Source organism: Roseateles sp. P5_E1 (genome assembly GCF_054049335.1).
The window spans coordinates 224632-248724 of the sequence record NZ_JBFUMN010000001.1; the positions used below are offsets into that span (position 1 = coordinate 224632).

Sequence of the window (24093 nt, forward strand, 5' to 3'; positions counted from 1 at the left end):
GTTGGACACTCAAGGCATGAAGACCCCGCACGCTATCCGAACCGCCCTCGCCCTGCTGCTCGTCACGTCCTCGGCGATGGCCGCCGGGCTCGACGCCCAGGAGCAGCAGATCGTCGCCAACGTGAAGCGCCACACACCCGACGCGCTGAAGCTGCTGGAGCGCAGCGGCCTCATCAACAGCGGCACGCTGAACCCGACCGGCGTGCGCGAAGTGGGCGCCGTCTACGCCAAGGCCTTCGAGGCCATCGGCTTCAAGGCGCACTGGGTCGACATGCCAGCCGAGATGAAGCGCGCCGGCCATCTGGTGGCCGAGCGCAGTGGCGGCAAGGGCAAGCGCGTGCTGCTGATCGGCCACCTGGACACCGTCTTCGAGAAGGACAGCCCGGTGCCGCCCTGGCAGAGCGACGGCAGCAAGGTGCGCGGCCAGGGCGTGTCCGACATGAAGGGCGGCGACGTCATCATCCTGCTCGCGCTGCGGGCGCTGAACGACGCCGGCGCGCTGGATGGCCGCACCGTGCGGGCCGTCTTCACCGGCGACGAGGAGCGCGTCGGCAGCCCCGCCGAGGTGGCGCGGGCCGCCTTGATCGATGCGGCCAAACAGAGCGACGTTGCGCTGGCCTTCGAGGGCGCCACCAAGGACGAGCAGGGCCGCGACGCCGCCACCATCGGCCGGCGTGCCTCGGGCGGCTGGCATCTCAACGTCACGGCACGCACCGGCCATTCGGCAGGCGTGTTCGGCAAGGATGGCTACGGCGCCGTCTACGAGGCGGCGCGTGTGCTGAACGCCTTCCGCGAGCAGCTCATCGAGCCCGACCTGACCTTCAATGCCGCGACGATCGTGGCCGGCACCAGCGCCAAATGGGATGACGGCGAGAGCCAGGGCCAGGCCTTCGGCAAGACCAATGTCATCCCGCGCGACGCCCAGGTGCGCGGCGACCTGCGCTACCTGACCGCCGAGCAGGGTGCGAAGGCGCGCGAGCGCATGCAGGCCATCGTCGACCAGGCCCTGCCCGGCACGCGCTCGAAGATCAGCTTCCACGAGAGCTACCCGCCGATGGCGCCCACGCCGGGCAATCTGAAGGTGCTGGAGGCCTATTCCCAAGCCAGCGCTGACGCCGGCCTGAATGCCATCGTGCCCTTCCCGCCCGGCCTGCGCGGCGCGGGCGATGTGCAGTTCGTCGCGCCACTGATCGACAGCCTGGACGGCCTCGGTGCGGCGGGTGGCGGCGCTCACACGCCGGACGAGTGGCTGGAGATCGCGTCCATCGAGCGTGGTGCCATCCGTGCGGCCTTGCTGATCTATCGACTGACTCGATAGGGCATCGACTCAGGCAAAACCCCCGCCAGACAGGGCGGCTGGCGGCGCCAAACTCCCCCCATCGCATGGAAGGGAGACAAGCGTGTCGCAGAACACAAACGGGCCATTCCAACTGACGCGGCGCCGCGTCATTGGCAGCGGCGCAGCCGCAGTGACGCTGCTGGTGCATGAGCTGGCCCTGGCCTTCAAGCCACCAGCCCTGAAGAACCCCGGCGCCCTGCCGCAGCCGGAAGGCACACCCGTGCAACCGCACGCGCCGCCTGGCGCACCCGACTGGTCCGGCGGCCCCGGCAAGGCGCGTTTTCGCATCGACGGCCTGGCCAAGGTGACGGGTCAGAAGATCTACGCCCGCGACTTCCGCGCCGTCGACATGCCTGGCTGGCCGCAGACCGAGCGCATGGCGATGATCCTGCGCGCGACCGATCCCGGCCTCGCCTTCGCGGGCCTGGACCTGTCCCGCCTCGACGCCGCCGATGCGCGGCCGCTCCTGACCATCACGCAGACGCCTCTTCCCGGCTACACCGGGCCGCAGCGCGACCTGGCCTCCCTGAACCTTCAACTGCCCTTCTCCAGCGCGGGTGCCGATGGCGTCTACCAGCTGCTGGTGCCGGTGGGTACGGCGCCGCAGTTCTACGGCCAACCCGTGGCCATCCTGATCTTTGCCGACGGCAACACCTACCGCCGCGCCAAACGTGCATTGCAGTTCCAGCCCGGCGTCGTGCAGACCGGCGGCTTGGCCGCGCCTCCCGCCCAGCCCTGGGTCATGGCCTACAGCCCGGTCAACTACCTGACGCGTTATGAGGCGGCGGGCATCGAGCCGTTCTCGCAGGTGCAGGTGGGCTGTGCGTCCGACCCCTACCAGCCCGACTCCAAGACCCAGCCCTACAACAGCACCGCCCGCCGGCTGCGCGGCCGCATCAACGCCGCGCTGCAGTCGCCCAGCTCCGCCGTGCTGCAGCTCGGCGGCAGCTACAGCACCCAGGTGCTGGACCCGATGTTCATGGAGCCCGAGGCGGGCCTGGCCTGGCTGGACCGCTCCGGCACCGGCACGCTCAACCTCGTGCTCGGCACCCAGGCCACCAACGGCGACTCGGGCGACAGCCTGGCGCTGTTCAGCAAGGACTGCCCCGTCAAGGTCGCGACCGTGGTGCTGAACTCCTGCTATCCCGGCGGCGGCTTTGGTGGTCGCGACGTGTCCACCTTCCCGCCGCTGCTGGCCGTCACCGCGGCCCTGGCCGACGGGCCGGTGCGCATCGCCCAGGACCGCTACGAGCAGTTCCAGGGCGGCCTCAAGCAGCTGGCCAGCCACATCACCCAGCGCATCGCGGTGGACGCGAAGACCGGCAAGTTCCTCGCCTTCGGCAGCCAGCAGGTGCTGCCGTCGGGCGGGCAAAACAACTACAGCCAGTTCGTCGCCATGCTGGCGGCTTATTGCGGCCTCAGCGGCTACGACATCCGCCAAGCCTATGTCGATGCCATCGCCCAGCCCAGCACGGGCGTCGTCGCCGGCTCCATGCGCGGCTTCGGCGGGCCGCAGGCCAGCTTCGCGGTGGAGACGCTGGTGGACGAGGTGGCCGTGGCGCTCAAGCGCGACCCGATCGCGCTGCGCGAGCTCAACGCGCTGCGTGAAGGCGACCGCACCATCACCGGCGCGCCGTTGACCCAGGCGACGACGCTGCGCGAGATCTGCCGCCGCTCGCGCGAGCACGCGCTGTGGCACGACCGCGAAGCGGTGAAGGCCCGCAAGGCGCGCGAGGGCATCCGCTACGGCGTCGGCTTTGCGCTGGCCAACCAGGCCTATGGCACGGGCAAGGATGGCGTCATGGCCGAGGTGGCCATGGACGGCATCGGGCGCCTGACCGTGCGCACCAACTGCGTCGACATGGGCAATGGCTCGGCGACGACGCTGGCGATCAGCACGGCCGCCTGGCTGGGCCACAACGCGCATGACATCGTCATGGGCGACGTCGGCAGCTTCAATGCGCTGGACGTCAGCACCTATGCCGGCGGTGACTGGAGCAAGCCGAACTGGACAGCCGGCTTTGCCATGTCCAGCAGCGCCTGCCTGACGGCCTTCCACCAGGTGCATGTGACGGAGCAGGCCAGCCAGGTGCTCTTCCAGGCCGGTCTGCTGCCGGCGGCGGCAGCGCTCTGGGGCGTGCCGCTAGTGCAGGTCCAGGGCAAGACGAAGTGGGAGAAGAGTCATCTCACCGCGCCGGGCCTGGCGCCCTTGGCACTGCGTGCGCTGGCCACCAAAGTCCACCAAATGGGCCTGACCTCGGCTGCCATGGTGCATGGGCTCTACGAAGGGTCCTGGGTGGTCGGCACCTACGCCGTGCCGGCCGGGCCGCCGCTGCAGCTGCCCATCGACGGCTTGTCGCTGCGCGCCGCGGGCCAGGCGAGCTGGACGCCGGTGCTGCGCCAGAACGTCATCCCGCCCATGCCCGAGGCCGCGCTTTACGGTCGCAGCCTGTATGCGCCGTCGGGCGTGCTGGTCGCCGTCGAGATCGGGCCCAAGAGTTTTGCGCCGCGTGTCGTCGACGTGCAGTTGCTGGTGGATGCCGGCAAGGTGCTGCAACCCGACCTGCTCTTGGGCCAGGCCCAGGGCGGCATCGCGATGGGCATTGGCTATGCGTTGCTGGAAGACCTGCCGCTGGAGGCGGGCGGCGCGGGCGACGGGCGCTGGAACCTGGACCGTTATCAGGTGGCCCTGAGCGCCGACGTGCCTTTGGCGCGCATGAGCATCACGCCGCTGCCGACCACCGAGACGACGGCCAAGGGCATTGCGGAGGCGGTGCTGTGTCCGATTGCGCCGGCGATCGGGAATGCGATCGCCCATGCGACAGGGAAGCGGTTTCGGTCGTTGCCGATTACTGGCGCTGACATTGAGAGGGCTTTGTCATGAGCGGCTTTGTGGCAAGGCCCAGCGGGGATTTCGCCCCCGCGGGCGACCTACTTTTTGCGCCGCCAAAAAGTAGGCAAAAAGCTCTCCCCTGCGAAACCGCCCCTGTCGGGGTCCCCTGCGATGCTCGAAGCCCGGGGCCGCGCCCAACTCACTTCGCTACGCTCCGTTCAAACAAAGGGGCGCGAAGTCAGAAGTTGATGCGAGCTGCGCTCGCGCCCCGGGCTCCTGTGCTTCTCGGCGGTTTAGAAGGGGAGGCTCCTGAACAGCCAACAGCCAAACCCGGAGGCCGTTCGCAACGAGGCATTTCTATTGCCCCCTCTGAGCCTGCCGAGGAACGGAGGGCCTTGAGGCCGCGTGCGCAGCACGCTTCAAGAACTGACTCCGCGCAACTGTTTGACCGCAGCGTAGCGAAGGGAGTTTTGCGCGGGGCCTCAAGGCCTGAGTACCGCAGGGGACCCGAAGCGCAGCGAAGGGCGGGCGGATCGGGGGTCGTTTCTTTGCCTACTTTCTTGTCGACACAAGAAAGTAGGTCGCCCGCCGGGGCGAACTCCCGGCTGGGCCTCGCCATCAACCAACACCAACGAGAGGCCTCCCAATGACCGACCTCGTCCCCGTCCAATTCCACGTCAACGGCCGCCCCATCAAGACCGAGGTGCCCACCGACCTGCCCCTTGTCGACTTCCTGCGCGAAGAGCTCGGCTTGTCCGGCACGCGCCTGTGCTGTGGCATCGGCGTCTGCAAGGCCTGCACCGTAGCCGCGCGGCGTGCGCCATCGAGCCAGGCCCAGCCCATGCTGGCCTGCTCGACGCCGGTGGCCCTGCTGCAAGGCCAGAGCATCACGACGGTGGAGGGCACCGGCAGCATGGAAAAACCCAGCGCTGTGCAGCAAGCCTTCCTCGACCACTTCGCCTTCCAGTGCGGCTACTGCACGCCGGGCTTTGTCATGGCGACCGAGATGCTGCTCGGGCGGCTGCGCGCGCAGCCCATCCGCCGCGAGCAACTGGACGCGGCGATTGAAGACGCCGTCGGCCAGCACATTTGCCGCTGCACCGGCTACGCCCGCTACCACCAGGCCATACGCACCGTCGTGATGGCGGAGAAAGGGCTGGTGGTCGCATGAGAGCCCTGTTGCTACTGCTGCTGGCCGGTGCCGCCCAGGCCGAGACCTTGTACGAATACGGCCGCCAGTGCGCCGAACAGATCAGCGAGATCCCTGCTTTCAACTGCATGGCGGGCGAAGAGATCCCGATCACCGTCGACGGCAAGCCCGTGCCATCGCAACCCGCGCCACCGCGCTGCGACCGGCCCTCGCTGCTGCCCCAGCACGATGCCGGCAGCCAGGGCCAATGCGTGCCCGGCAGCCGAGCCCTGGTGCTGCGCGACGACAAGACCGCGCAGATCAGTGCCGTCTGCCGCAAGCAAGTCGCGCGGCCCGCCGGCAGCCCGCTGTTCGACGAGATCAACGTCATCTCGCACAGCCTCAAGGACGGCAAGACCTGCTGGTTCACCGCCAAGGCCAAGGCGCCACTGACTGAGGGCGCGGGCATTGATGGCCGCGCCGTGCCGTCGCCCAGCACCCTGAAGCGGCCTGCGGTGCCGGCCGACAAGGTCTGGCTGTCACCCTACGAGGTGGCCTTCAAGCAGCCCGCCTGCATCGGCTGCCACGACAGCGGCCCCTTCATGTATTCGCCCTACATCGCTCAGACGACCATGCTCCCCGGCGACCCCTTTGGCTATTACCAGCCCAAGGCCATCGGCGAGGACTTCAAGCGGGCCTGGGCGAAGTTGAACGCCTTCGGCATCACCACGCGCGGCAACACCTGCACGGCCTGCCACCGCATGGGCAACATGAACTCCTGCCAGGTGGCGATGAAGCAGTCCACCGGCAATGCGCCTCAGGAGGGTGGCGACGAGTGGTCCAAGAAGTTCCCGCAATCACACTGGATGAGCCCGGGCAACCTGCACAGCCAGGCGCAGTGGAACGAGCAGTTCAGCGAGAGCCTGAAGAAGCTGGCGGCCTGCTGCGACAACCCGCAGGGGGCGGGCTGTAGGGTGGTGGAGTACGGGCCGAAGGGAGCGCTGCCCAAGCGTTGAGGCAGCCGCGTCAGCCGCGCACAAACCGCATCAACCGCCCGCGGTAGTCCGGCCTCCCCGCTTCCGCCCCTAACAGCACCTCACTGAACTCAAACCCCAAGCCCGCCATCCGCTTACCAAACGCCGCGCGGTTGCCGCGGTTGGGGTCCACGATCAACAGCTCGCACTGCGGCAGCGCGTGCTTCTCGATGAAGGCCGCCAGCGCGCCGCCGTCGTCGCGTTCGTAGAGCACGTCGCTGCCGATGATGAGATCGAAGCGTCCTTGCACACGCGGTGCGCCTCCCTCGGCGGCGACCGCGTCCTCGCTCCAGTCGCCATGGCAGTAGCGCATGGGCGTGAGCTCGTTCAGGYGCAGGTTCTCGAGCAGGAAGGCGCCGGCCAGCGGGTGGATGTCGCTGGCCGTGACCTCGGCGCCGCGGCGGTGGCACACCAGGCTGGCCAGGGCCAGACCGCAGCCGATCTCCAGGATGCGTTCGCCGTCGGTCAGGGGCCGGATCGCCATCGCGGCGGCCAGATGCAGCCCGGAGGGCCAGACCTGGCCGAACAACGGCCATTGCGCGGGCGAGATGCCCAGGGCCTCGGCCGCACCCGCCGGGTCGGCGAACTGGTCGTTGTCCAGCAGCGAGCGGATCTGCAGATCCGCCGCGCCATCGATGGCGAGCGCCTGGACTTTGATTTCATAGCCGGGCATGAGAGCCCCCAGGTGACCTGCGTGTCAGAGCGCAATGCGACACGGGGAGGTCAGCGCCGCTGTTCGTTCACAGCGGCCGGGCGACAGGCCGGCGGGGCAAGACGGATGGACCGCACGTCGGCGCGGCCCTGCGGCAGTGTAGGTCTGCGCGCGTCGCGGGCCCGATCAGAGGTTGCGTTTGGCCGCTTCGACAAGTTGATTGATTCGCGCTTCAAGCTCTTTCGGCGCGACGTCGGGGCAGAAGAGCTTGATAACCTTCATGTCGTAGTGCAACTGCCCGCCAGCCTTGCGGGCCTCCATGTTCAGGTTGATGTTCACGACGCCTGGCCAGTCATGAGAACTGGCGCCAGGGGCGGATGCGTACTTGACATCCCGAAGCAGGATTGCGTCGCGCAAACCTTGGCCGTATCGGATCTCCGTCGTCGTCAATTCAAGGATGGGCTTGTTCAGCGGAAACTGCCGCGCTAGGGCCGCCAGGGCCAATGCGTCCACCGAAACCGCGAAGAGCAAGAAGTCCGCGCTCTGGCTGACAAGCACCGTCAGCGCGACGGCCAGCACGATCAGTGGCGACAGAAACGCGAAGACCTTGGAGGCAGACTTGAAGACGAAGCGGTCCACCGAGGCCGCTCAGCTCATCAGGCTGTAAGGCCCGCCGCGTTCCAGGGCCTTCTTGTAGGCCGGCCGCGCGTGGATGCGGGCCAGGAAGTCCTTCAGCTTGGGATAGCTGTCCATCGCGCCCCGTGCTGCCGCGGCTTCGACGGGGAAGCTCATCTGCACGTCGGCCGCGCTGAACTCTGCGCCGGCAAACCAAGGCCGTGCGCTCAGCTCGCCCTCCAGGAACTTCAGCTGCGCGTCGATATTGGGCTGCACAAAGCTGTTCAGCACCTTGTCGGCAATGCCCTTGGCGATGGGCTTGACGAAGAAGGGCATGGGCGCGCGCTTGACCTTGTTGAAGACCAGCTTCATGACCAGCGGCGGCATCGCCGAGCCCTCGGCGAAATGCATGAAGTAGCGGTAGTGCAACAGGTCCTGCTCGCCGGTGGGCTTGAGCCGGCCCTGGCCGTAGCGGTCCACCAGGTACTCCAGGATGGCACCGCTCTCCGCCACCGTCAGGCCGCCGTCGGTGATGACGGGGCTCTTGCCCAGCGGGTGCACCTGGCGCAGCTCGGGCGGCGCCAGGCCGGTCTTGGCATCGCGCTGGTAGTGCTTGATCTCGTAGGGCAGGCCCAGTTCTTCGAGCAGCCACAGCACGCGCTGCGAACGGGAGTTGTTGAGGTGGTGGACGGTGATCATGTGCCGCAGTGTAGGCAGGCACCCAACCGACGCTACACCGGCACTTCAGCGGCAAGGCGGCGCAGCTCCTCCAGCTGCCAGTCGAACTCGGGCTGGAAGGACTCGCGCTGCTGCACGGCGCCATAGCCGCCCTCGCCATAGACCGTGGCATAGGCCGCGTATTCGGCTGCGCGCAGCGCCCGCCCCGCGAGGGCATTGGCGACCGCATAGGAGGCCGACACGGCCGCATGGCCCACGCCGTCGAGCGAGCGCGAGCCCGGGTGGTGGTTGGCCAGCCGCGCCGCTTCGGCAGCCGCCGCATCCACCTCTGCCCGTGTAGCCCCCCTGCTCGCAAAGCGGGCCAGCACGTCGAGGCAGTCGACGACGGCGGCGTCTTCCAGCAGATGCCGCACCCGCTGCACGCACGCGAGGCCGAAGCGAAGCCGCAGCCCCTCCTGCGCCGGGGCGTCCAAGGCGAGTTCGCGGGCCAGGCGGTCAAGGGCGTCGTTCATGGCCACCCAGTTTAGGCAGACGGGATTGCACCGCAAGGCCGCGGCCGGCTACTCTGCGGCGCGGCACGCCGTGCCGAAGGAGGGTCGCATGGCTCAATGGCCGACATTGGAGATCGCCAAGCTCATCGTCGGCGTGTTGACGCCGCTGTCGGTGGCCCTGCTGGGCTGGCTGTTCAGCCGCCAGCTCAAGCGCCTGGACCTCAGCAACTGGACCAACCAGAAGCTCATCGAGAAGCGGCTGGCCATCTACGACGACATCGCGCCCAAGCTGAACCAGCTGCTGTGCTTCTTCACCTGGGTGGGCTACTGGAAGATCATCTCGCCGGCTGATGCCATCCATGCCAAGCGCGACTTGGACAGGACGCTCAACATCTACCGCCATGTGTTCGAAGCCGAGGTCTACGAGGCCTACCAGGACTACATCCACGTCCTGTTCGAGACCTACACGAGCGCGGGCCACGATGCCAAGCTGCGCGCGCTGGTGCGCAGTCCCGATGGCGACCGCCGCACCGACAGCGGCTATGCCTGGAGCGAGGCCTGGAATGCCTGCTTCTCGGAGCCCGAGAACGCCGTGGACAAGCGTGAGGTGCGCGACAAGTACAAGGCGTTGATGGCGGCCCTGACACGCTCGCTGGGCGTTGGCACGGCCCAGCACGCGCGGGCATGAGCCCGGTCAGGCCTGGGCCGGCGCCTCGTCCGGCGCCAGCAGGCGGCCAAACACCAGCTTGACGATGAGCAGCCCCACGCCGGCCGCGGCCACCAGTACCGCATGCAGGCCCCAGAACTGTGAGCCCGGCATGGTCTCAAGCAGCCCGGCCAGCCAGCCGACGAAGGTGTTGCCGAAGAACAGGTGCAGGTAGTAGATGCCGATCATGACCCCCTGCAGGCCGCGCGGCGCGGCGCGTGAATACAAGGCCAGGCCCACTGGCATGATGTTGGCGAAGCCGATGTCGTTGACCAGGGTGTAGGCGAAGGTCCACAGGATGCTGATCTTGCCGCCGCCGGCTTCGATGGCGAAAGCCGGGATCAGCAGCAGCAGCGGCGCGCCAGCCGCGACGAAGGAGCCCAGCGCCATCTTGGTGACCTCGTCGGGTTCGCGTCGCCGCGTGGCCCACCAGCGCCAGAAGGCGATCGAACCCAGCATCGTGATGAAGCTCACCGTGGCGTCCACGGCCTGCAGCCAGGTCACCGGCACCTGGAAACTGCCGACCATCATGTCCATGTGCTGCTGCGACCACAGCGGGTAGGCGTTGTTGAACTGCTGGTTGCCGACGATGGACAGCATCAGCAGCGGCAGGATGCCGACGAGCAGGGCGACCTGCATGACGCCACGGCGGCCCAACGGCGGACGCACCTCGGCCTTGGCTGCGCTGCGCTGCGGTTCGGGCGGCAGCCAGCGGCGGCCCGCCAGATAGACGAACAGACCGATCAACATGCCCACGCCGGCCGAGCCGAACCCCCAGTGCCAGCCCACCTTCTCGCCGAGGGTGCCACAGACGATGGGGGCGGCGATGACGGCGATCTGAATCGCCAGCATGAAGATCTGGAAGGCGCTGGCGCGGCGCTTGTCGCCCGGCGCATAGAGGTCGCCCACCTGGGCCGCGATATTGCCCTTGAAGCAGCCCACGCCCAGCAGCAGGCAGCCCAGGGCCGGCAGCAGCGCGGCCTCGATGGCCATCAGGAAGTGGCCGGTGGCCATCAGCAGCGCGCCGATGACGACGGTCTTGGTGCGGCCCAGCAGCCGGTCGGCGATCAGCCCGCCGAAGATGGGCAGCAGGTAGACCAGGCCCACGTAGAGGCCGAACACGGCAGACGCCAGCTGCTGCGGCGAGCGCGGACCGGTGACGTTCTCTATTGCCGAGCGCAGCGCATCCATGCCGGCCACATGGCCGATCTGGGCCGGCAGGAAGAGGTAGTTGCTCAGATAGAGCACCAGCAGCGCCTGCATGCCGTAGTAGCTGAAACGCTCCCACAGCTCGCAGAAGGACAGCCAGCCCAGGCCGGCAGGGTGTCCCAGGAAGGATCGGTCATGGCGGGCGCGTGCGTCGCTTGTGGCGTCGGCGGCCGCGGTCAGGGTGGCGGAGGTCAAGGGGGTGTCCCGGAAACTTGCGGAAAGCCGTGACTGTCCATGCCGGGTGACCGTCTGGCAATGGGAATGGCCCGGGCATGACGGGCGTCATGGGGGCGGCCCGTCGTTTTCGTTGCTTACGATGGGGCGCATTCATCCAGGGAGAGGCGTCGGCATGGAAAGCTTTGTCACCGAGGAGCGCTTCGAGCGCAGCGTGGCTCGGGCGGCTTGGAAGACGCCCCAGCAACTGGCATCGCTGCGGGCCTGGCGGGTCCGGCCGACCGATGCGAAGCCGCTGAAGTTCTTCTTCCACACCAACACGCAGACCAAGGCCGACTCGCTGGCGGCGGTGCTGAAGGCGCGCGGCTATGAGCCGCAGGCGCGCAAGACGGGCGCTTTCGTGGACTGGACCGCCGCTTCGCTGGAGGTGGCGTCGTGGGTGGTCACCGGCCACACCCCGCCGCTGCTGATGACGGAAGACGCCCTGCTCGCATGGACGAAGGACATGTGCCAGCTCGGCCCACAGCATGACTGCGAGTTCGAGGGATGGTTCGGCGAGACGCCGGACTTTCTCGAAAAGAGCGATGACCACTGGCTGCAAGGGCGCCCTGATGGCACGCTGGATCTGGACATCTACCGCTGGAGCGCCGCCTCGGAGGCCGCACTGGCGGAGAACGACGTCTACTGGGTCAGCCCTGGTGCCGGCGTGGGTTCGCTGGGGGCGCTGCAACCCTACGCCCACAAGATCCGCGGCCTCAGGAGCCCGTCTGAAGAGCTGAGCCTGGAGGACATCGATCTGCTGCCGGCACTGGAGCAGATCTACCTGCACAAGGCGCCGCAGGCCCATGGCGACTACCGCAAGCTCCCTCGGTTGCGCGCCTTTCGCTGCCTGGACGCCGAGAAGCTCAACCCCCAATGGCTGAACAACCCCAGCCTGCGCCGCGTGGAGCTGAGGCGGCCCCGCAAGCTCAAGTCCTTGAATGCACTCGACGGCTGGAGCGGCCTGGAATCGCTCATCCTTGCCGGCGCGCCGCTGACCTCGCTGGAAGGCCTGGCGCGGTTCTCGGCGCTGCGTGAACTGCGCCTGGCGCATTGCCTGAGCCTCACGGACATCAGCGAGCTGGCTCAGACCCCGGGCATCGAAATGCTGGAGATCTACAAGACCCCCAAGGTGCAGAGCTTCGAGCCCATCGCGGGGGTGAACCGGCTGCGCTGGGTCTTCGTCTGCAGCCGCGGCGGGACCCTGGCCAGCTACGAGACCTTGAGTCACTGGCCGGAGCTGCAGAACGCCGGCGTGTTGCTGCACATGGGCCAGGTCGACTTCGCATCGCTCGCCCGGCATCCTTCGGCAGCGGAGCTGCTGCTGTACACCCAGCCAGGATTCCAGCTGCCCAGCGAGGATGAGCTGCGCCGCGCACTGCAGGCCCAGGGCAGGCAGGTTCGCAGCGTGTTCCTGCGGCCGAAGGACGAGTGCCCATCCATCCACGTCACCTTTGAATCGCCCTACTGGCGCTCGCCCGCGGCGCACGAGGGGCACGCGCGCGTGTTCGTGGAGTGAAGCGTATGAGCACCCCTCCTCGCGTCCTCGTCACCGGCGGCAGCGGCTACATCGCCGGCGTGCTGATCCGCCAGCTGCTGGCCAACGGTTGGCAGGTGCACACCACCGTGCGCGACCTCAGGCGCGAGCCGGCGCTGCGCCAGTTGCTGGGCGCAGATGACGGAGACGCGAGCGAACAGCTGCGCTGCTTTGCCGCCGACCTGATGGCCGACGCCGGTTGGGCCGAGGCGGCCGCTGGTTGCAGCCACATGGCCCACCTCGCGTCGCCGCTGCCGGTGGGCGTGCCGCGCGACGCCAACGAGCTGATCGTGCCCGCCCGCGACGGCGCCCTGCGTGCGCTGAAGGCCGCGCGCGATGCCGGCGTGCAGCGCGTCGTCATGACCTCATCCGTCGCGGCCATCTCCTATGGGCATGGCCCGGGCGAGCACCATTTCACCGAGGACGACTGGACGCGGCTGGAGACGCCCGGCATCCCGCCCTACATCCAGTCCAAGACCATCGCCGAGCGCGCCGCGCGCGACTGGGTGGCGCGCGAGGGCGGCGGGCTCGAGTTCTGCACGGTCAATCCGTCAGTCGTGCTCGGCCCGGTGGCGAGTGCCGACTACTCGGCCAGCGTCGTCATCGTCAAGAGCCTGCTGCAGGGCAAGGTGCCGGCCCTGCCCAACATCGGCTTCGGCATCGTCGACGTGCGTGATGTGGCCGAGTTGCACTGGCGCGCGCTGACCGCGCCGGGCATGGCGGATGAACGCTTCATCGCCTGCGGCGGTTTTCTCTGGCTGCGCGAGATCGCGGCCATCCTGAGGGCCGAGCTTGGCGAGCAGGCCCAGCGCGTGCCGACACTGCAGATGCCGGACTGGGCGGTGCGCCTGCTGGCCAAGGTCAGCCCGGCGGTGCGGGCGGCGGCCAGCGAGCTGGGTACGGCGCGGCATCAGGATGCCAGCCACGCGCGTGAGAAGCTGGGCTGGGTGCCGCGGGCGCCGCGGGAGGCAATCGTGGCGACTGCGAGGGACCTAATTTCGCTCGGAATCTTGCAGCGGTAGCGGCATCTTCCAGACCAAGCGGTCTCGTGGCAGGTAGATCAGTCAACGCTCCAGAAGAGCGATATGTAGGTAAGGGCTGGGCCGGCTTCTTGACTTACCCACACATGCAGCCGATAGCACCACGACGGTTCGTAACACTCAACCTCGAGGTGGGCGCTGGCGTTAGGAAACGCATACCGAACTGTCTGTTCGAAAGCGGCCAAAGCGGGCTCAGCTTCATGGGACCGCTCCAGGCTCCTGTTGCCGCACACACAAGCGAAAAACTCAAGCAATTCGGTTCGAGCTGATGCGTTGGTCGGGCGCCAGGTTGTCGCCTCTGCTGGCCCGGCTTCTTCGACCATGAGACCGCCTTGATCCCAAATGGATGAGGACGCGGCGCCAAGGCCAAACAAAAATGCCGCCAACGACTCGGGAATCACTTCCGCAAGTACCGGCAGAAAGTCCATCTGCTTTGGATGAAGCGACTTCACGATCATTTCAACCTCGCCGGAGCTATCGCCCCCTTCGCTGCCACAACGGCTTCTTGCCCTTCAGGTGCCGCTCGATGCCGTCATTGAGCCGACCACGCAGGTCGATGACCGCCTCCACATGCCCGAACACCTCGGGGAAGCGCAGGTCCAGCCACAGCCACAGCGTGCACTGGCGCAGCGCCTGCTCCATGCGGTCCAGGCGGCTGTGCTCGTCGACGTCGTCCAGGAACCAGGGCGTGCCGGCCTTGCCGGTGCGCGCGTGGCTGGCGGCCCAGGCCTGGAACTGCTCGACGACCTGGGGCAGGCGGTCGTCCACCGGTGCCTGCGCGTAGCGGAAGCGCTCCTGCAGCGACAACGCGCCCGCGTTGCGGTCCAGCATCTCGGCCAGGCCCAGCATCTGCTCCAGCTCGGCCACTTCGAAGTGGGCGTCGTCCAGGCGCAGCTGCTGCATGAAGACGGTCAGCACCTGGTGCAGGCTGTTCACGCCCAGGCGCGCCGAGATCGTCTGCACATGGCGCCAGTTGGGCGCCACCGGGCACTTGAAGTCGCGCGGCGCGCGGGGCTCCTTGGGCAGCAGCTCGCGCAGCGTCTTCATCGCGTCGGCCTCGGCCTCCTTCAGCACGCTGACGAAGCCCTCGTCGTGCATGCCGTAGCGGCCGGCGCGGCCGGCGATCTGGTGCACCTCGCCGACGGTCAGCGCGCGGTCGCCGACGCCGTCGTACTTCTCCAGCGTCGAGAACAGCACGCGGCGGATGGGCAGGTTCAAGCCCATGCCGATGGCATCCGTCGCGACCAGCACCTGACTGGCGCCGACGGCAAAGCGCTCGGCCTCGCGGCGGCGCACCTCGGGTGGCAGCGCACCGTAGATGACGCTGACAACGTGGCCGTTCTGCGCGATCTGGTCGCGCAGCATCAGCACGTCGCGGCGGCTGAAGGCCACCACCGCGTCGCCCGCATGCAGATGCGTCATCGGCACGGGCGCGGGCATCAGCTGCACATGCTGCTTGCGCTCGAAGACGCGGCGCTCGGGCTTCTCGCCGCACAGCTGCAGCAGCCGCTCGATGGCCGGCGCGGCATAGGCCGACGCGATGATGATGAGCTCGCGCGCCGGCACGCCGACGATGGCCTGCGTCCAGGCCCAGCCGCGCGAGTCGTCGAAGATCATCTGCGCTTCGTCGATGACGGCCACGTCGATGGTGTCGCGCGTGTTGACCATCTCGATAGTGCTGCTCACCACGCGCGCGTCGTTGGCCGGCACGTTCTCTTCGCCGGTCAGCAGCGAGCAGGGCACGCCGCGGCCCACCAGGCGGTCGCGGCCCTCCAGCGCCAGCAGGCGCAGCGGTGCCAGGTAGGCGCCGTCCAGCGCCTGCGCCAGCCGCTCGAAGGCGGCATAGGTCTTGCCGCTGTTCGGCGGGCCCAGGTAGAGCGTGACCTTGCGGCCCAGCTTGCGCGCCGCGTCGAAGCTGTCCGGGTAGCCCTGGAAGGCCAGTTCGCGGCCGAGGCTGGCCAGCGTGTCCTGCTCCTCGACCGTCTGCTCCCAGCGGTCCTGGGCGCGGTTCAGCGCCGCCTTCAGGTCCTCGTAGGGCATGGGCACGCCGCACTCGGCCTGCAGCCGCGGCAGCAGCGACGCGAGCTGGCTGGCATGGCCCATGGCCTCGCTGCGGGCGATGAGGTGGTTCAGGTGCAGGATCAGCTCGGCCGTGTAGGAGTACTCGGGCGCCTGGCCCAGGTTGTGGCGCAGCGCGGCCGTGTCGCCATCACGGAAAAAGGCCCAGACGGGCTCCTCGGGCACCGGCACGCGGTGCGACAGGTCGATGCGCCAGCCCTCGTGGGCGAGCGTGATCGGGTGCACGCACAGCCGCGTGAACACCAGGCCTTCGCGGCGCAGCCCCAGGCTTTCGAGCTGGTGCAGGCGCTGCTGCAGCTGTGGGCGCAGCGCGTTGGTCTGCGGCGTGGCCTCGAGCTGGGCCAGCGCGACGGGAATGTGCGCGGGCAGGATCCAGCGGCTCGGCCGGCCGCCGCCAGCGGCCCGGGAGATCTGGATGCAACCCAGGCGATCCAGCGACTCGTCGCTGCCGTTGTCGAAATCGGCAGGCACGAGCACCTGAGGCAGCGCATGCGCCGCCTGGCGGATGCGGGCCCAGTCTTCAGGCGCGAGGCCCGCGGGAAAGCGGGCGGCGTGGCTGGGTTGCGGGAGGGGAAAGGCGGGTGCGGGCGGCTTGGCCGGCTTGGGCGAGGAGACTTCGGAATTCACGGCGGAAGTGGAACACAGCCGAGCTGACTGCGTCCTCGCCACGAGGGCCGACGGGCGCGCGGTTTGCCGGTGCCCATTCCTTCGTGACAAGCTCTGCAACTGCTTTGGAGGCCCGCATGCCACGCGAAATCAAGGTCGTCAGCGAAACCGTCGCCGCGCCGGCGCACCAGGTCTACGAGTTCGCCAGCCGGCGCGAGAACCTGCATCGCTGGGCTTCGGGCCTGGCGTCGGCCGACATCGAGCAGGAAGGCGACCACTGGGTGGTCACCGACTCACCCATGGGCCGCATCCAGATCAAGATGGCGCCGCGCAATGACTTCGGCGTGCTGGACCATGATGTGACGACGCCCGATGGTGTGACCACGCACAGCGCGTTTCGGGTCACACCGGTGGATGAGGGCTGCGCGCTGACGTTCGTGGTGCTGAGGATGGCGGGGGCGAGCGACGAGGACTTTGAGCGGGATGCGGCGCATGTGCTCAAGGATTTGAGGGCGTTGAAGGCGTTGATGGAGAACGGCTGACTTGCTTCCCGCAAGGCAGCGTTGGCTGCTCGCACCCCACCAAGCTGCCAGCGACGCGGTTTGGGCGACGTTCAGCGCCAGCTACTCGAGAGCTTCGACGCGCACGCTGCCGAACTCGCCAACCAGCACAGCAACGAGTCGTCCTAAATAGTCTCGACCCGATCCACCGTGGTCACAGAAGTACAGCCCGTACTGTTCAATCATCGCCGTCGCATCCGGCATTCCAGGCTTCGTCGAGTCGGCTCGGAATTCGTAGCTGGGGGTTGGCACGCTGCCGATTTTCACGGTGGCCACTTCGGATAGGGCGTGCTCGATCCGCGCCTTGTCGAGGTGCGAGAACGTCAGTCGATATTCAGTACCCATGACGGTCAGAGTCGTTCCACTTGCATCACAACGGCTTCGGCCGCGTCCCCTCAGACGGATTCGCAATCCACCCCTGCAGCTCCGCCGCCCTTGCATGTTTGGGCGCCAGCTCCAGGAAAGTCTTGTAGGCCGCCATCGCCTTGCCCTCGTCGCCGGCTTGCAGCCGTGCATCGCCGAGGTTGAGCCAGGCCAGCGCCCGGCTGGCGTCCATCTCGACGGCCTTCTCGAACCACACTGCAGCATCGGCAGGCTTGCCGCGCCGGTACAACACGAAGCCCAGGTTGTTGGCCGCCAGCGCGAACTTCGGCTGCAGCTGCAAGGCCTCCTTGAAGGCGGCCTCGGCCTCGTCGTAGCGGCGCTCGCGGTAGAGCTGCAGGCCGCGGTCGTTGGCGCGTTGGGCGGCGACGCGGGCGCCGGGGTCGACGCGGGCGGTCGTGGCGGCCAGGGCCTGGTCCTTGCCGTCCAGGCCCTTGATGGTCACTTGAACACCACTGGCCGCGCCACTCGCGGCGGTGGCGACCTGGCGGCCGGCGCTGCTGGCCTCGTCGAGCTTGGCGGCGAACTGGCTGGCCTTGTCATCGAGCTGGGCCACGGCGCCACTCAGCGCGGGCTCCTGCGCCGTCGGCAGCTCGAAGATGAACTCACCGCCCTCGCTGCCCGGCAGGCTGCCGAAGGCCGGCGTCTGATGGGCGATGGCCGACACGGCGGGCGCCACGTAGGCGGCCAGCTCGGTGGCGGTGATGAGGCCGTCGCCGTTCAGGTCGGCCTTGCCGTTGAGGGCCTGCAACAAGGTCCACGTGAAGACCGAATGGCCGCCGGGGCCGTCGTCGGCCACCTGCTGGTCGGCGCCGCCGGCGGTCATCATCTGGCGGCCGAAGCGACGGGCGTTGGTGCGGGCAAAGTTGCTGTCGGCCGCGGCGCTGCCGCCACGTGTCAGGCCCAGCCCGGAGTAGCAGGCGTCGATGACGAACAGCGCGTGCTTGGCCGTGATGGCCTCGGCCACTTCCTGCAGCTGCGGCATAGCGATGGCGTCGGCTTGCAGGTCATTCAGGCCGGCGTCCACCGGCACGATATAGCCGACCTCGCGGCCGCTCGGCAATTTGCGCGTGCTGCCGTGGCCAGCGAAGAAGACGAAGACGCGGTCGTCGCGCTTCACGCGCTTGGCGTCGCCGAAGCGCTCGTTGAGCGCCTTCAGGATGTTGGCCCGCGTGGCGTCGCCATCGGTCAGCAGCGTCACGTTGTCGGCTCGAAAGCCGAAGCGCGTGACCAGCGATTCGCGCACGGCCTGCGCGTCGCGCACCGCGTGCGAGAGCTTGGGCCAGGCCGTGTATTGGTTGATGCCGATGACCAAGGCATGGCTGTCGCGATACAGCTCGCCGGGGGCGGGTGGCGGTGCGGCGGCGGTTTTGTCGGTGGACACGACGAACTGCCCATCCTTCCAGCTCGCAAAGCGCCAGCCTTCGGCGGCGAGCTGGTCCAGCACCAGGGGCAGGGCCTGCACGGTGCGGGCGTGGATGTCGTGGAAGAGCACGATGCCGCGCTGCTGCTTGTCCAGCTCGGCCATCACCCGCGCGGCGATGCTCTTGGGGATGGGGTCGCTCCAGTCCAGGGAGTCGACGTTCCACATCATCGAGCGCAGCTTCAGCGCCTCGATCGTCGTCAGCGCGCCGTCGTTGCGCGCGCCATAAGGGAATCGAAACAACGCGTCGCCATTGCGACCCGCCGCGTCCAGCAGCGCCTCCGTGTTGGCAGCCTCTTCCTTGACCTTGACCAGCTCGAACTTGGACATCAGCCCATGCGTGAAGCTGTGGTTGGCCAGCTGGTGGCCAGCGGCGAGAACCCGCTTGGCCACGGCGCTGCCATTGCCCGGCTGGATCTTGCCGTCGGCGCCCACCTTGCCGAGGTTCTGGCCGAGCTGGAAGAACACGGCCGGGGCGTTGTAGCGCTTCAGGATCTCCAGGATCTCGTCCGTGTACCGCGCATGCGGGCCGTCGTCGAAGGTCAGCAGCACGGTCTTGGGCGGCAGCTTGTCGCCAAAGACCTCGCGGTCCTTGGTCGCGACGCCGCGCATCGCACCTGACGCAGGGGGGTCGGGTGCAAGATCGGCTGCGGCCGGCAGCTGGGCGCCATGCTGCTTCATGACGGCATCGCGCGTGTGCAGGGCCTTCAGCTTGGCGACGTAGTCGCTCCAGCGCTCGCGCTTGAGCTCGATGCCGCGCTTGGCAAAGCCGCCGAAGACTTCCTTCAGCTCCTGCTCATAAGCCTTCTCGACTTCGGCCAGCGTGTCCAGGTCCTCCTGGGCGCGGCGCGCAAGCTTGATGCCGTCCAGCGTCTGCGCGCTCTTCAGTCCGGTGGCGAGCTGGCTCAGCACTTCCTTGAAGGCGAGGCGGTCGGCGTCGAACCAGCTCGGCTCGCTCTCGATGCGCGTCAGCAGCGCGGCGGTGGCGTCCAGCGATTCGGGCTTGAGCGCCAGATCGGCCAGGCGCTGCTGGCGCTGCAGCAGCTCGTGGAAGAGCTGCTGGCCCAGGGCCTGGACCTCGCGGCGCTGGGCGGCCGGCAGGGTGGCCTCGCCGTCCATCAGCACGACGATCTGGCGGTGCAGGGCCAGCAGGCCGTCGCCTTCCTCACGCAGCTTGGCCGTCGCACTGCTGTCCTGCGCGGCCGAGGCGGCTGGCAGCGCGGCGGGCACTTCACTGAGGCGTTTGTTGCAGCCGGTCAGGGCGAAGGCGATGGTCAGCAGCAGGGCGAGTGAGATGAGGCGCATTGCGGGGTGAAAAAGTCAGCCGCGAGATTGTGGGGCTGCTGGCGCTGCTGACAGCGCGAGACTGCGGACGCCGACAGAATGCCGTCCTCCCAACAAGGACGATAACGATGAGACTGCTCGCCCTGACCCTGGCTCTTGCCTGCTTCATCGCCCCCAGCCAGGCCGCCACCCCCGCCGAGCGCCTGGCCGATGTGGCGACGCGCTACTACGACACCCGCGCCCGCTTCGACCCGCTCAACGCCACCCAGGCCGGCGACAACCGCTTTGACGACCAGCTGGGCCTGGACATCGCCCCGGCCGAGCGGGCCAAGCGGTTCGCCGCCTGGCGTGGCTTCCTGAAGGAGCTGGCCGCCCTGCCCGCCGCTAGCCTGCCGCAGGCCGAACGCCTGAACCGCGAGCTGCTGGAGCAGCAGCTGCGCGCCCAGCTGGCCTTCGAGCGCTACCCCGACCATCTGCTGCCCTTGCACCAGATGGGCGCCACGCCCTTCCAGCTGGCCTTCTTCTCCAGCGGCCAGGCCGGCCAACCGCTGAAGACGGCCGCTCAACTCGACGCCTACCTGAAGCGTGTCGCCGGCCTGCCGGCCTGGTGCGACCAGGCCATCGCCAATATGCGCGAAGGCATCAAGCGCGACGTCGTGCAGTCACGGCCCGTCGTCGAGGCGGCACTGCCGCAGCTGCGGAACCTGGCCGAGGTCGACGCCGAGCACAGCCCCTACACGGCGCCGGTGCGCGCCCTGCCCGCCGACCTCACCGCCGAGGACCGCACGCGCCTGACCGAGGCCTACCGCCGCGAGCTGACCGAGCGCGCTCAGCCCGCGCTGCGCCGCCTGCTCGCCTTCGTCGAGACCGACTACCTGCCCGCCGCGAAGCGCCGCGGCAGCATTGGTTGGACGTCCCTGCCCAACGGCCAGGCCTGGTACCGCCAATGGGTGCGCGAGCAGACGACGACTGACATGACGCCCGAGCAGATCCACGAGCTGGGGCTCAAGGAGGTGGCGCGGATCCAGGGCGAGATCACGCGCATCGCGCCGCAGCTCGGCTTCACGGGCGACCCGCTGAAGAACGGCGGCCTGCTGGCCTGGGCGCGCAGCGATGAGCGCTTCCGGCCCTTCAAGACCGAGGCCGAGATCCTGGATGCCTATCGCGCCATCAACGCCCGTGTCGCGCCGCAGCTGCCCAGGCTCTTCGGCCAGCTACCGCGCATGGCGCTGGAGATCCGCGCCGAGCCCGAGCTGACGCGCGAGACGGCTTCCGATCACTACACCGCCGGCCAGGCCGACGGCAGCGCGCCCGGCGTGTTCTGGGCCGTCATCAACGACCCCAAGGACTACGCCGTGGCGACGATGACCGCCCTCTTCCTGCATGAGGGCCAGCCCGGGCACCATTTCCACTTTGGCCAGCAGGTGGTGATGCCCATGCCCGAGTTCCGCCGCCGCATGTGGATCAATGCCTATGGCGAGGGCTGGGCGCTGTATGCCGAGACCCTGGGCCATGAACTGGGCCTGTATGCCAACGACCCCGTGGCCTACGCCGGCATGCTGCGCATGGAGATCAGCCGCGCGGCGCGCCTTGTCGTGGACACCGGCATGCACGCCAAGGGCTGGAGCCGCGAGCAGGCGCTGAAGTATTGGATGGACACGACCGGTGCTGGCGAACAGCAGGCCGTGGCCCAGATCGACCGCTACCTCGCCTGGCCGGGCCAGGCCCTGGGCTACAAGATCGGCGCGCTGAAGATCCAGGAACTGCGCCGTCGCGCCGAGCAGAAACTGGGCGCGAAGTTCAGCCTCGCCGCCTTCCACGACCAGGTGCTGGGCGAGGGCTCGCTGCCGCTGTCGGTGCTGGAGAAGCGCATCGATGCGTGGATCGCCACACAGGCTAAGGTGGCGCGATGAGCGACATCACGATCTTCCACAACGCGAAGTGCGGCACCTCGCGCAATGTGCTTGCGCTGATCCGCCATGCCGGCCTGGAGCCGCGCGTCGTCGAGTACATGCAGACGCCGCCGAGCCGCGACGAAATCCGCGCGCTGGCGGCGGCCGCCGACCAGCCCTTGCGCGCGTTGCTGCGCGAGAAGGAGGCCGTCTTCACCGAGCTGGGCCTCGCCGATCCGGCTCTGAGCGATGACGCCCTGCTGGACGCGGTTCAGCAGCATCCGGTGCTGCTGAACCGCCCCATCGTCGTGACGTCCCTGGGCACGGCGCTGTGCCGTCCGTCGGAGGCGGTGCTGGAGCTGCTGCCCGTCGGGCCGTTGCCGCCCTTCACCAAGTCTGACGGCGAAGTCGTGCACGACCACGGCCGTCGGCGCGGCTGAGGTTCAGGCCGGAAAGTCCGTCGATGCCGCGAGACCGCGCCATTCGGCCGTCTCGCGCTCGACAAAGGCGTGCTTGTCGGCAATGGCCTGCAGCGTGTCCGTGCCCAGCGGCAGGCGCAGTGGCGGGGTCTTGGCATCGACCAGCGTCAGCATGGCTTGCGCCAGGCGCTCGGGGTCACCGGGCTGGTTGAGGCTGATGCGCTTGGCGGCCTCGCGCACCTGGCCGGCGCTGGCGGCGTAGTCGGCCAACTCGCGCGGCGAGGTGACCAGGGACTGGCCTTCCAGGAACTCGGTGCGGAAATAGCCGGGCTCGACGACGGTGGCGTGGATGCCCAGCGGCGCGAGCTCGGCATGCAGGGCCTCGGTGATGCCCTCGACGGCGAACTTGGTCGAGCAGTAGACGCCGAAGCCCGCGGCCGAACGGACGCCGCCGAGCGACGAGATGTTGATGACATGGCCGCTGCGGCGCTCGCGCATCTGCGGCAGCACGGCGCGGGTCACGTTCAGCAGGCCGAAGACATTGGTCTCGTACAGCCGGCGCACTTCATCGGCACTGGCTTCCTCGACGGCACCGAGCAGGCCATAGCCAGCGTTGTTGACGAGGATGTCGATGCGGCCGAAGCGGCTCAGCGCGGCGGCCGTGGCCTGGGCGGCCTGGGCTTCGTCGGTGACGTCCAGGGCCACGGCCAACAGGCCGGGCTGGGTGCCCAAGCGCTTCTTGATGCTCGCGGCGTCACGGGCCGTAGCGACGACGGCGTCGCCATGGGCCAGGGCGGCTTCGGTGATGCGTGCGCCGATGCCGCGCGAGGCGCCGGTGATCATCCAGACGCGCTTGAAGGTGGGGGTGGTGGTCATGTTGGGCTCCGGTGTGGGGTGAAGGGTGGATCGGCCGATGGAGCGAAATTTAGGATCGGGATTGATCTTCAACTAGCCCAGAATCTCTTCATTGATTAGCAAGTAAATCCTGACAATGGCATTCAACGAACTGCGCGCCATCACGACTTTCACCAAGGCCGCCGAACTGGGCAGCCTGCGCCAGGCCGCCGTGGCCCAGGGCATCACGCCGCAGGCGGCGAGCCAGGCGCTGACGCAGCTGGAGGCCCACCTTGGCGTGCGCCTCTTCCACCGCACGACGCGTCGACTCAGCCTGACCGAGGAGGGCGAGCGCTTCCTCGGCGCCGCAGCGCCCGGGCTGCAAGCACTGCAGCGCGCATTGCATGGCGCGCGCCTGGGTCGTGACGTCATTGCCGGGCCGCTGCGCATCACGGCCTCGCGCTCGCTGATGCTGCCGGTGCTGTGGCCGGTGCTGGAGGAGTTCTGCGCCCGCCACCCCGACGTCGAGCCCGATGTGCAGTTGGACGACCGCATCGGCGACTGGGTGGCGGACCGCGTCGACGTGGGCTTTCGCGCCGGCACGCCGCCGGGCGAAGGCCTGATTGCCCGCCACCTGCTGCCACTGCAGCTGATCGTCTGCGCCGCGCCCGCCTACATCGCCCGCCATGGCGCACCGCAAAGCATCGACGAGCTGGCCCGGCACCGCTGCAGCGGCTTTCGCCACCCGAGCACGGGCAAGCCCATGCCCTGGGAGTTCCTGGTGGGCGACGAGATCGTCGGGCGCGACGTCGCCTCGGTCTTCATGACCAACGACGTCGAGCTGGAGGMCAATGCCGTCGTGGCCGGCCAGTGCATCGGCCAGCTCGTCGGCGCCACTGCCGCCCCGCTGATCCGCAGCGGCCAGCTCGTGCCGCTGCTGACCGAGCATGTCTGCGCCCACCTTGGCCTGTACCTGTACTACGGCAGCCGCGTGGCCCAGCCGGCGCGGGTGCGGGCCTTCATCGACCTCGTCGTTGAGCGCGTGGTGGGCAACCCGGCCTGGGTGGTCAGCGCTCAGGAGCTGGCTGCGGCCGCCCGCAAGCGCCGCTGAGCGGGTAACAACCCGACGCGATTCGTAA

The 24093-nt window shown here is 68.5% G+C and carries 21 protein-coding genes; 11 read left to right on the top strand and 10 right to left on the bottom strand.

The window, feature by feature from the left end; genetic code table 11:
- Window positions 1-16: 16 nt before the first annotated feature.
- From ACXJKJ_RS01140 to ACXJKJ_RS01155, 4 genes are all read left to right on the top strand, one after another.
- Window positions 17-1318: a M20/M25/M40 family metallo-hydrolase gene (locus tag ACXJKJ_RS01140; RefSeq protein WP_457388632.1), complete on the top strand. Its 1302-nt coding sequence runs from the start codon at window positions 17-19 to the stop codon at window positions 1316-1318.
- Between the two features lie 82 nt (window positions 1319-1400).
- Window positions 1401-4223: a xanthine dehydrogenase family protein molybdopterin-binding subunit gene (locus ACXJKJ_RS01145; protein WP_457388634.1), complete on the top strand. Its 2823-nt coding sequence runs from the start codon at window positions 1401-1403 to the stop codon at window positions 4221-4223.
- 595 nt (window positions 4224-4818) lie between these two features.
- Window positions 4819-5343, top strand: a complete 525-nt coding sequence (locus tag ACXJKJ_RS01150) for a (2Fe-2S)-binding protein (RefSeq protein WP_056191077.1) — start codon at window positions 4819-4821, stop codon at window positions 5341-5343.
- Window positions 5340-6317 (top strand): hypothetical protein, encoded by a 978-nt coding sequence (locus ACXJKJ_RS01155; RefSeq protein WP_457388636.1) that lies wholly within the window; start codon window positions 5340-5342, stop codon window positions 6315-6317. The genes ACXJKJ_RS01150 and ACXJKJ_RS01155 overlap by 4 nt, the downstream gene beginning before the upstream one ends.
- A 10-nt stretch (window positions 6318-6327) precedes the next feature.
- Here ACXJKJ_RS01155 and ACXJKJ_RS01160 read toward each other — a convergent pair whose 3' ends face one another.
- The 4 genes from ACXJKJ_RS01160 to ACXJKJ_RS01175 form a co-directional block, all read right to left on the bottom strand.
- Window positions 6328-7008, bottom strand: a complete 681-nt coding sequence (locus ACXJKJ_RS01160) for a class I SAM-dependent methyltransferase (protein WP_457388638.1) — start codon at window positions 7006-7008, stop codon at window positions 6328-6330.
- Between the two features lie 165 nt (window positions 7009-7173).
- A complete protein-coding gene (locus ACXJKJ_RS01165; protein ID WP_457388640.1) occupies window positions 7174-7626 on the bottom strand; it encodes a hypothetical protein in 453 nt (150 codons plus the stop codon).
- A gap of 9 nt (window positions 7627-7635) precedes the next feature.
- A complete protein-coding gene (locus tag ACXJKJ_RS01170; RefSeq protein ID WP_457388641.1) occupies window positions 7636-8301 on the bottom strand; it encodes a glutathione S-transferase family protein in 666 nt (221 codons plus the stop codon).
- Window positions 8302-8333: 32 nt separating this feature from the next.
- Window positions 8334-8792 (bottom strand): hypothetical protein, encoded by a 459-nt coding sequence (locus ACXJKJ_RS01175; RefSeq protein WP_457388643.1) that lies wholly within the window; start codon window positions 8790-8792, stop codon window positions 8334-8336.
- A gap of 88 nt (window positions 8793-8880) precedes the next feature.
- Here ACXJKJ_RS01175 and ACXJKJ_RS01180 point away from each other — a divergent pair, with 88 nt between their 5' ends.
- Entirely contained in the window at window positions 8881-9459 is a 579-nt protein-coding gene (locus tag ACXJKJ_RS01180; RefSeq protein WP_457388644.1) for a hypothetical protein, read from the top strand.
- Window positions 9460-9465: 6 nt separating this feature from the next.
- Here ACXJKJ_RS01180 and ACXJKJ_RS01185 read toward each other — a convergent pair whose 3' ends face one another.
- Window positions 9466-10881 carry a peptide MFS transporter gene (locus ACXJKJ_RS01185; protein WP_457388646.1) on the bottom strand — a complete coding sequence of 472 codons (1416 nt, stop codon included), beginning with the start codon at window positions 10879-10881 and terminating at the stop codon, window positions 9466-9468.
- A gap of 154 nt (window positions 10882-11035) precedes the next feature.
- Here ACXJKJ_RS01185 and ACXJKJ_RS01190 point away from each other — a divergent pair, with 154 nt between their 5' ends.
- Both ACXJKJ_RS01190 and ACXJKJ_RS01195 read left to right on the top strand, forming a co-directional pair.
- On the top strand, window positions 11036-12418 hold the full coding sequence (locus ACXJKJ_RS01190; RefSeq protein ID WP_457388648.1) for a hypothetical protein: 1383 nt from the start codon (window positions 11036-11038) through the stop codon (window positions 12416-12418).
- A gap of 5 nt (window positions 12419-12423) precedes the next feature.
- Window positions 12424-13458 (top strand): NAD-dependent epimerase/dehydratase family protein, encoded by a 1035-nt coding sequence (locus tag ACXJKJ_RS01195; RefSeq protein ID WP_457388650.1) that lies wholly within the window; start codon window positions 12424-12426, stop codon window positions 13456-13458.
- A 38-nt stretch (window positions 13459-13496) separates the two neighbouring features.
- Here the strand turns inward: ACXJKJ_RS01195 and ACXJKJ_RS01200 are convergent, their stop codons facing one another.
- On the bottom strand, window positions 13497-13934 hold the full coding sequence (locus ACXJKJ_RS01200) for a hypothetical protein (protein ID WP_457388651.1): 438 nt from the start codon (window positions 13932-13934) through the stop codon (window positions 13497-13499).
- A 16-nt stretch (window positions 13935-13950) separates the two neighbouring features.
- Window positions 13951-16182 carry a helicase-related protein gene (locus ACXJKJ_RS01205; RefSeq protein ID WP_457388652.1) on the bottom strand — a complete coding sequence of 744 codons (2232 nt, stop codon included), beginning with the start codon at window positions 16180-16182 and terminating at the stop codon, window positions 13951-13953.
- A 116-nt stretch (window positions 16183-16298) separates the two neighbouring features.
- Here ACXJKJ_RS01205 and ACXJKJ_RS01210 point away from each other — a divergent pair, with 116 nt between their 5' ends.
- Window positions 16299-16703 (top strand): SRPBCC family protein, encoded by a 405-nt coding sequence (locus ACXJKJ_RS01210; RefSeq protein ID WP_457388654.1) that lies wholly within the window; start codon window positions 16299-16301, stop codon window positions 16701-16703.
- Between the two features lie 81 nt (window positions 16704-16784).
- Here ACXJKJ_RS01210 and ACXJKJ_RS01215 read toward each other — a convergent pair whose 3' ends face one another.
- Window positions 16785-17066, bottom strand: coding sequence for a hypothetical protein (locus ACXJKJ_RS01215; protein WP_457319814.1), 282 nt, complete (start codon window positions 17064-17066; stop codon window positions 16785-16787).
- A 25-nt stretch (window positions 17067-17091) separates the two neighbouring features.
- The gene (locus ACXJKJ_RS01220) at window positions 17092-19830 is read right to left on the bottom strand and encodes a polysaccharide deacetylase family protein (RefSeq protein WP_457388656.1); all 2739 of its coding nucleotides are present in this window, start codon (window positions 19828-19830) and stop codon (window positions 17092-17094) included.
- Window positions 19831-19937: 107 nt separating this feature from the next.
- Between ACXJKJ_RS01220 and ACXJKJ_RS01225 the strand changes: the two genes are divergently transcribed.
- Window positions 19938-21722 (top strand): DUF885 domain-containing protein, encoded by a 1785-nt coding sequence (locus ACXJKJ_RS01225; protein ID WP_457388657.1) that lies wholly within the window; start codon window positions 19938-19940, stop codon window positions 21720-21722.
- Window positions 21719-22141 (top strand): arsenate reductase (glutaredoxin), encoded by a 423-nt coding sequence (gene arsC, locus ACXJKJ_RS01230; protein ID WP_457319820.1) that lies wholly within the window; start codon window positions 21719-21721, stop codon window positions 22139-22141. The genes ACXJKJ_RS01225 and arsC overlap by 4 nt, the downstream gene beginning before the upstream one ends.
- A gap of 3 nt (window positions 22142-22144) precedes the next feature.
- Here the strand turns inward: arsC and ACXJKJ_RS01235 are convergent, their stop codons facing one another.
- Window positions 22145-22996, bottom strand: coding sequence for an oxidoreductase (locus ACXJKJ_RS01235; protein ID WP_457353401.1), 852 nt, complete (start codon window positions 22994-22996; stop codon window positions 22145-22147).
- A gap of 115 nt (window positions 22997-23111) precedes the next feature.
- Between ACXJKJ_RS01235 and ACXJKJ_RS01240 the strand changes: the two genes are divergently transcribed.
- Window positions 23112-24065, top strand: coding sequence for a LysR family transcriptional regulator (locus tag ACXJKJ_RS01240; RefSeq protein ID WP_457388659.1), 954 nt, complete (start codon window positions 23112-23114; stop codon window positions 24063-24065).
- Window positions 24066-24093 lie beyond the last annotated feature (28 nt).

Coding starts and splice junctions, on each gene's coding strand:
- ACXJKJ_RS01140 (WP_457388632.1), top strand. CDS start 17: ATGAAGACCCCGCACGCTATCCGAACCGCCCTCGCCCTGCTGCTCGTC.
- ACXJKJ_RS01190 (WP_457388648.1), top strand. CDS start 11,036: ATGGAAAGCTTTGTCACCGAGGAGCGCTTCGAGCGCAGCGTGGCTCGG.
- ACXJKJ_RS01175 (WP_457388643.1), bottom strand. CDS start 8,792: ATGAACGACGCCCTTGACCGCCTGGCCCGCGAACTCGCCTTGGACGCC.
- ACXJKJ_RS01210 (WP_457388654.1), top strand. CDS start 16,299: ATGCCACGCGAAATCAAGGTCGTCAGCGAAACCGTCGCCGCGCCGGCG.
- ACXJKJ_RS01180 (WP_457388644.1), top strand. CDS start 8,881: ATGGCTCAATGGCCGACATTGGAGATCGCCAAGCTCATCGTCGGCGTG.
- ACXJKJ_RS01155 (WP_457388636.1), top strand. CDS start 5,340: ATGAGAGCCCTGTTGCTACTGCTGCTGGCCGGTGCCGCCCAGGCCGAG.
- ACXJKJ_RS01235 (WP_457353401.1), bottom strand. CDS start 22,996: ATGACCACCACCCCCACCTTCAAGCGCGTCTGGATGATCACCGGCGCC.
- ACXJKJ_RS01150 (WP_056191077.1), top strand. CDS start 4,819: ATGACCGACCTCGTCCCCGTCCAATTCCACGTCAACGGCCGCCCCATC.
- ACXJKJ_RS01220 (WP_457388656.1), bottom strand. CDS start 19,830: ATGCGCCTCATCTCACTCGCCCTGCTGCTGACCATCGCCTTCGCCCTG.
- ACXJKJ_RS01225 (WP_457388657.1), top strand. CDS start 19,938: ATGAGACTGCTCGCCCTGACCCTGGCTCTTGCCTGCTTCATCGCCCCC.
- arsC (WP_457319820.1), top strand. CDS start 21,719: ATGAGCGACATCACGATCTTCCACAACGCGAAGTGCGGCACCTCGCGC.
- ACXJKJ_RS01170 (WP_457388641.1), bottom strand. CDS start 8,301: ATGATCACCGTCCACCACCTCAACAACTCCCGTTCGCAGCGCGTGCTG.
- ACXJKJ_RS01215 (WP_457319814.1), bottom strand. CDS start 17,066: ATGGGTACTGAATATCGACTGACGTTCTCGCACCTCGACAAGGCGCGG.
- ACXJKJ_RS01200 (WP_457388651.1), bottom strand. CDS start 13,934: ATGATCGTGAAGTCGCTTCATCCAAAGCAGATGGACTTTCTGCCGGTA.
- ACXJKJ_RS01195 (WP_457388650.1), top strand. CDS start 12,424: ATGAGCACCCCTCCTCGCGTCCTCGTCACCGGCGGCAGCGGCTACATC.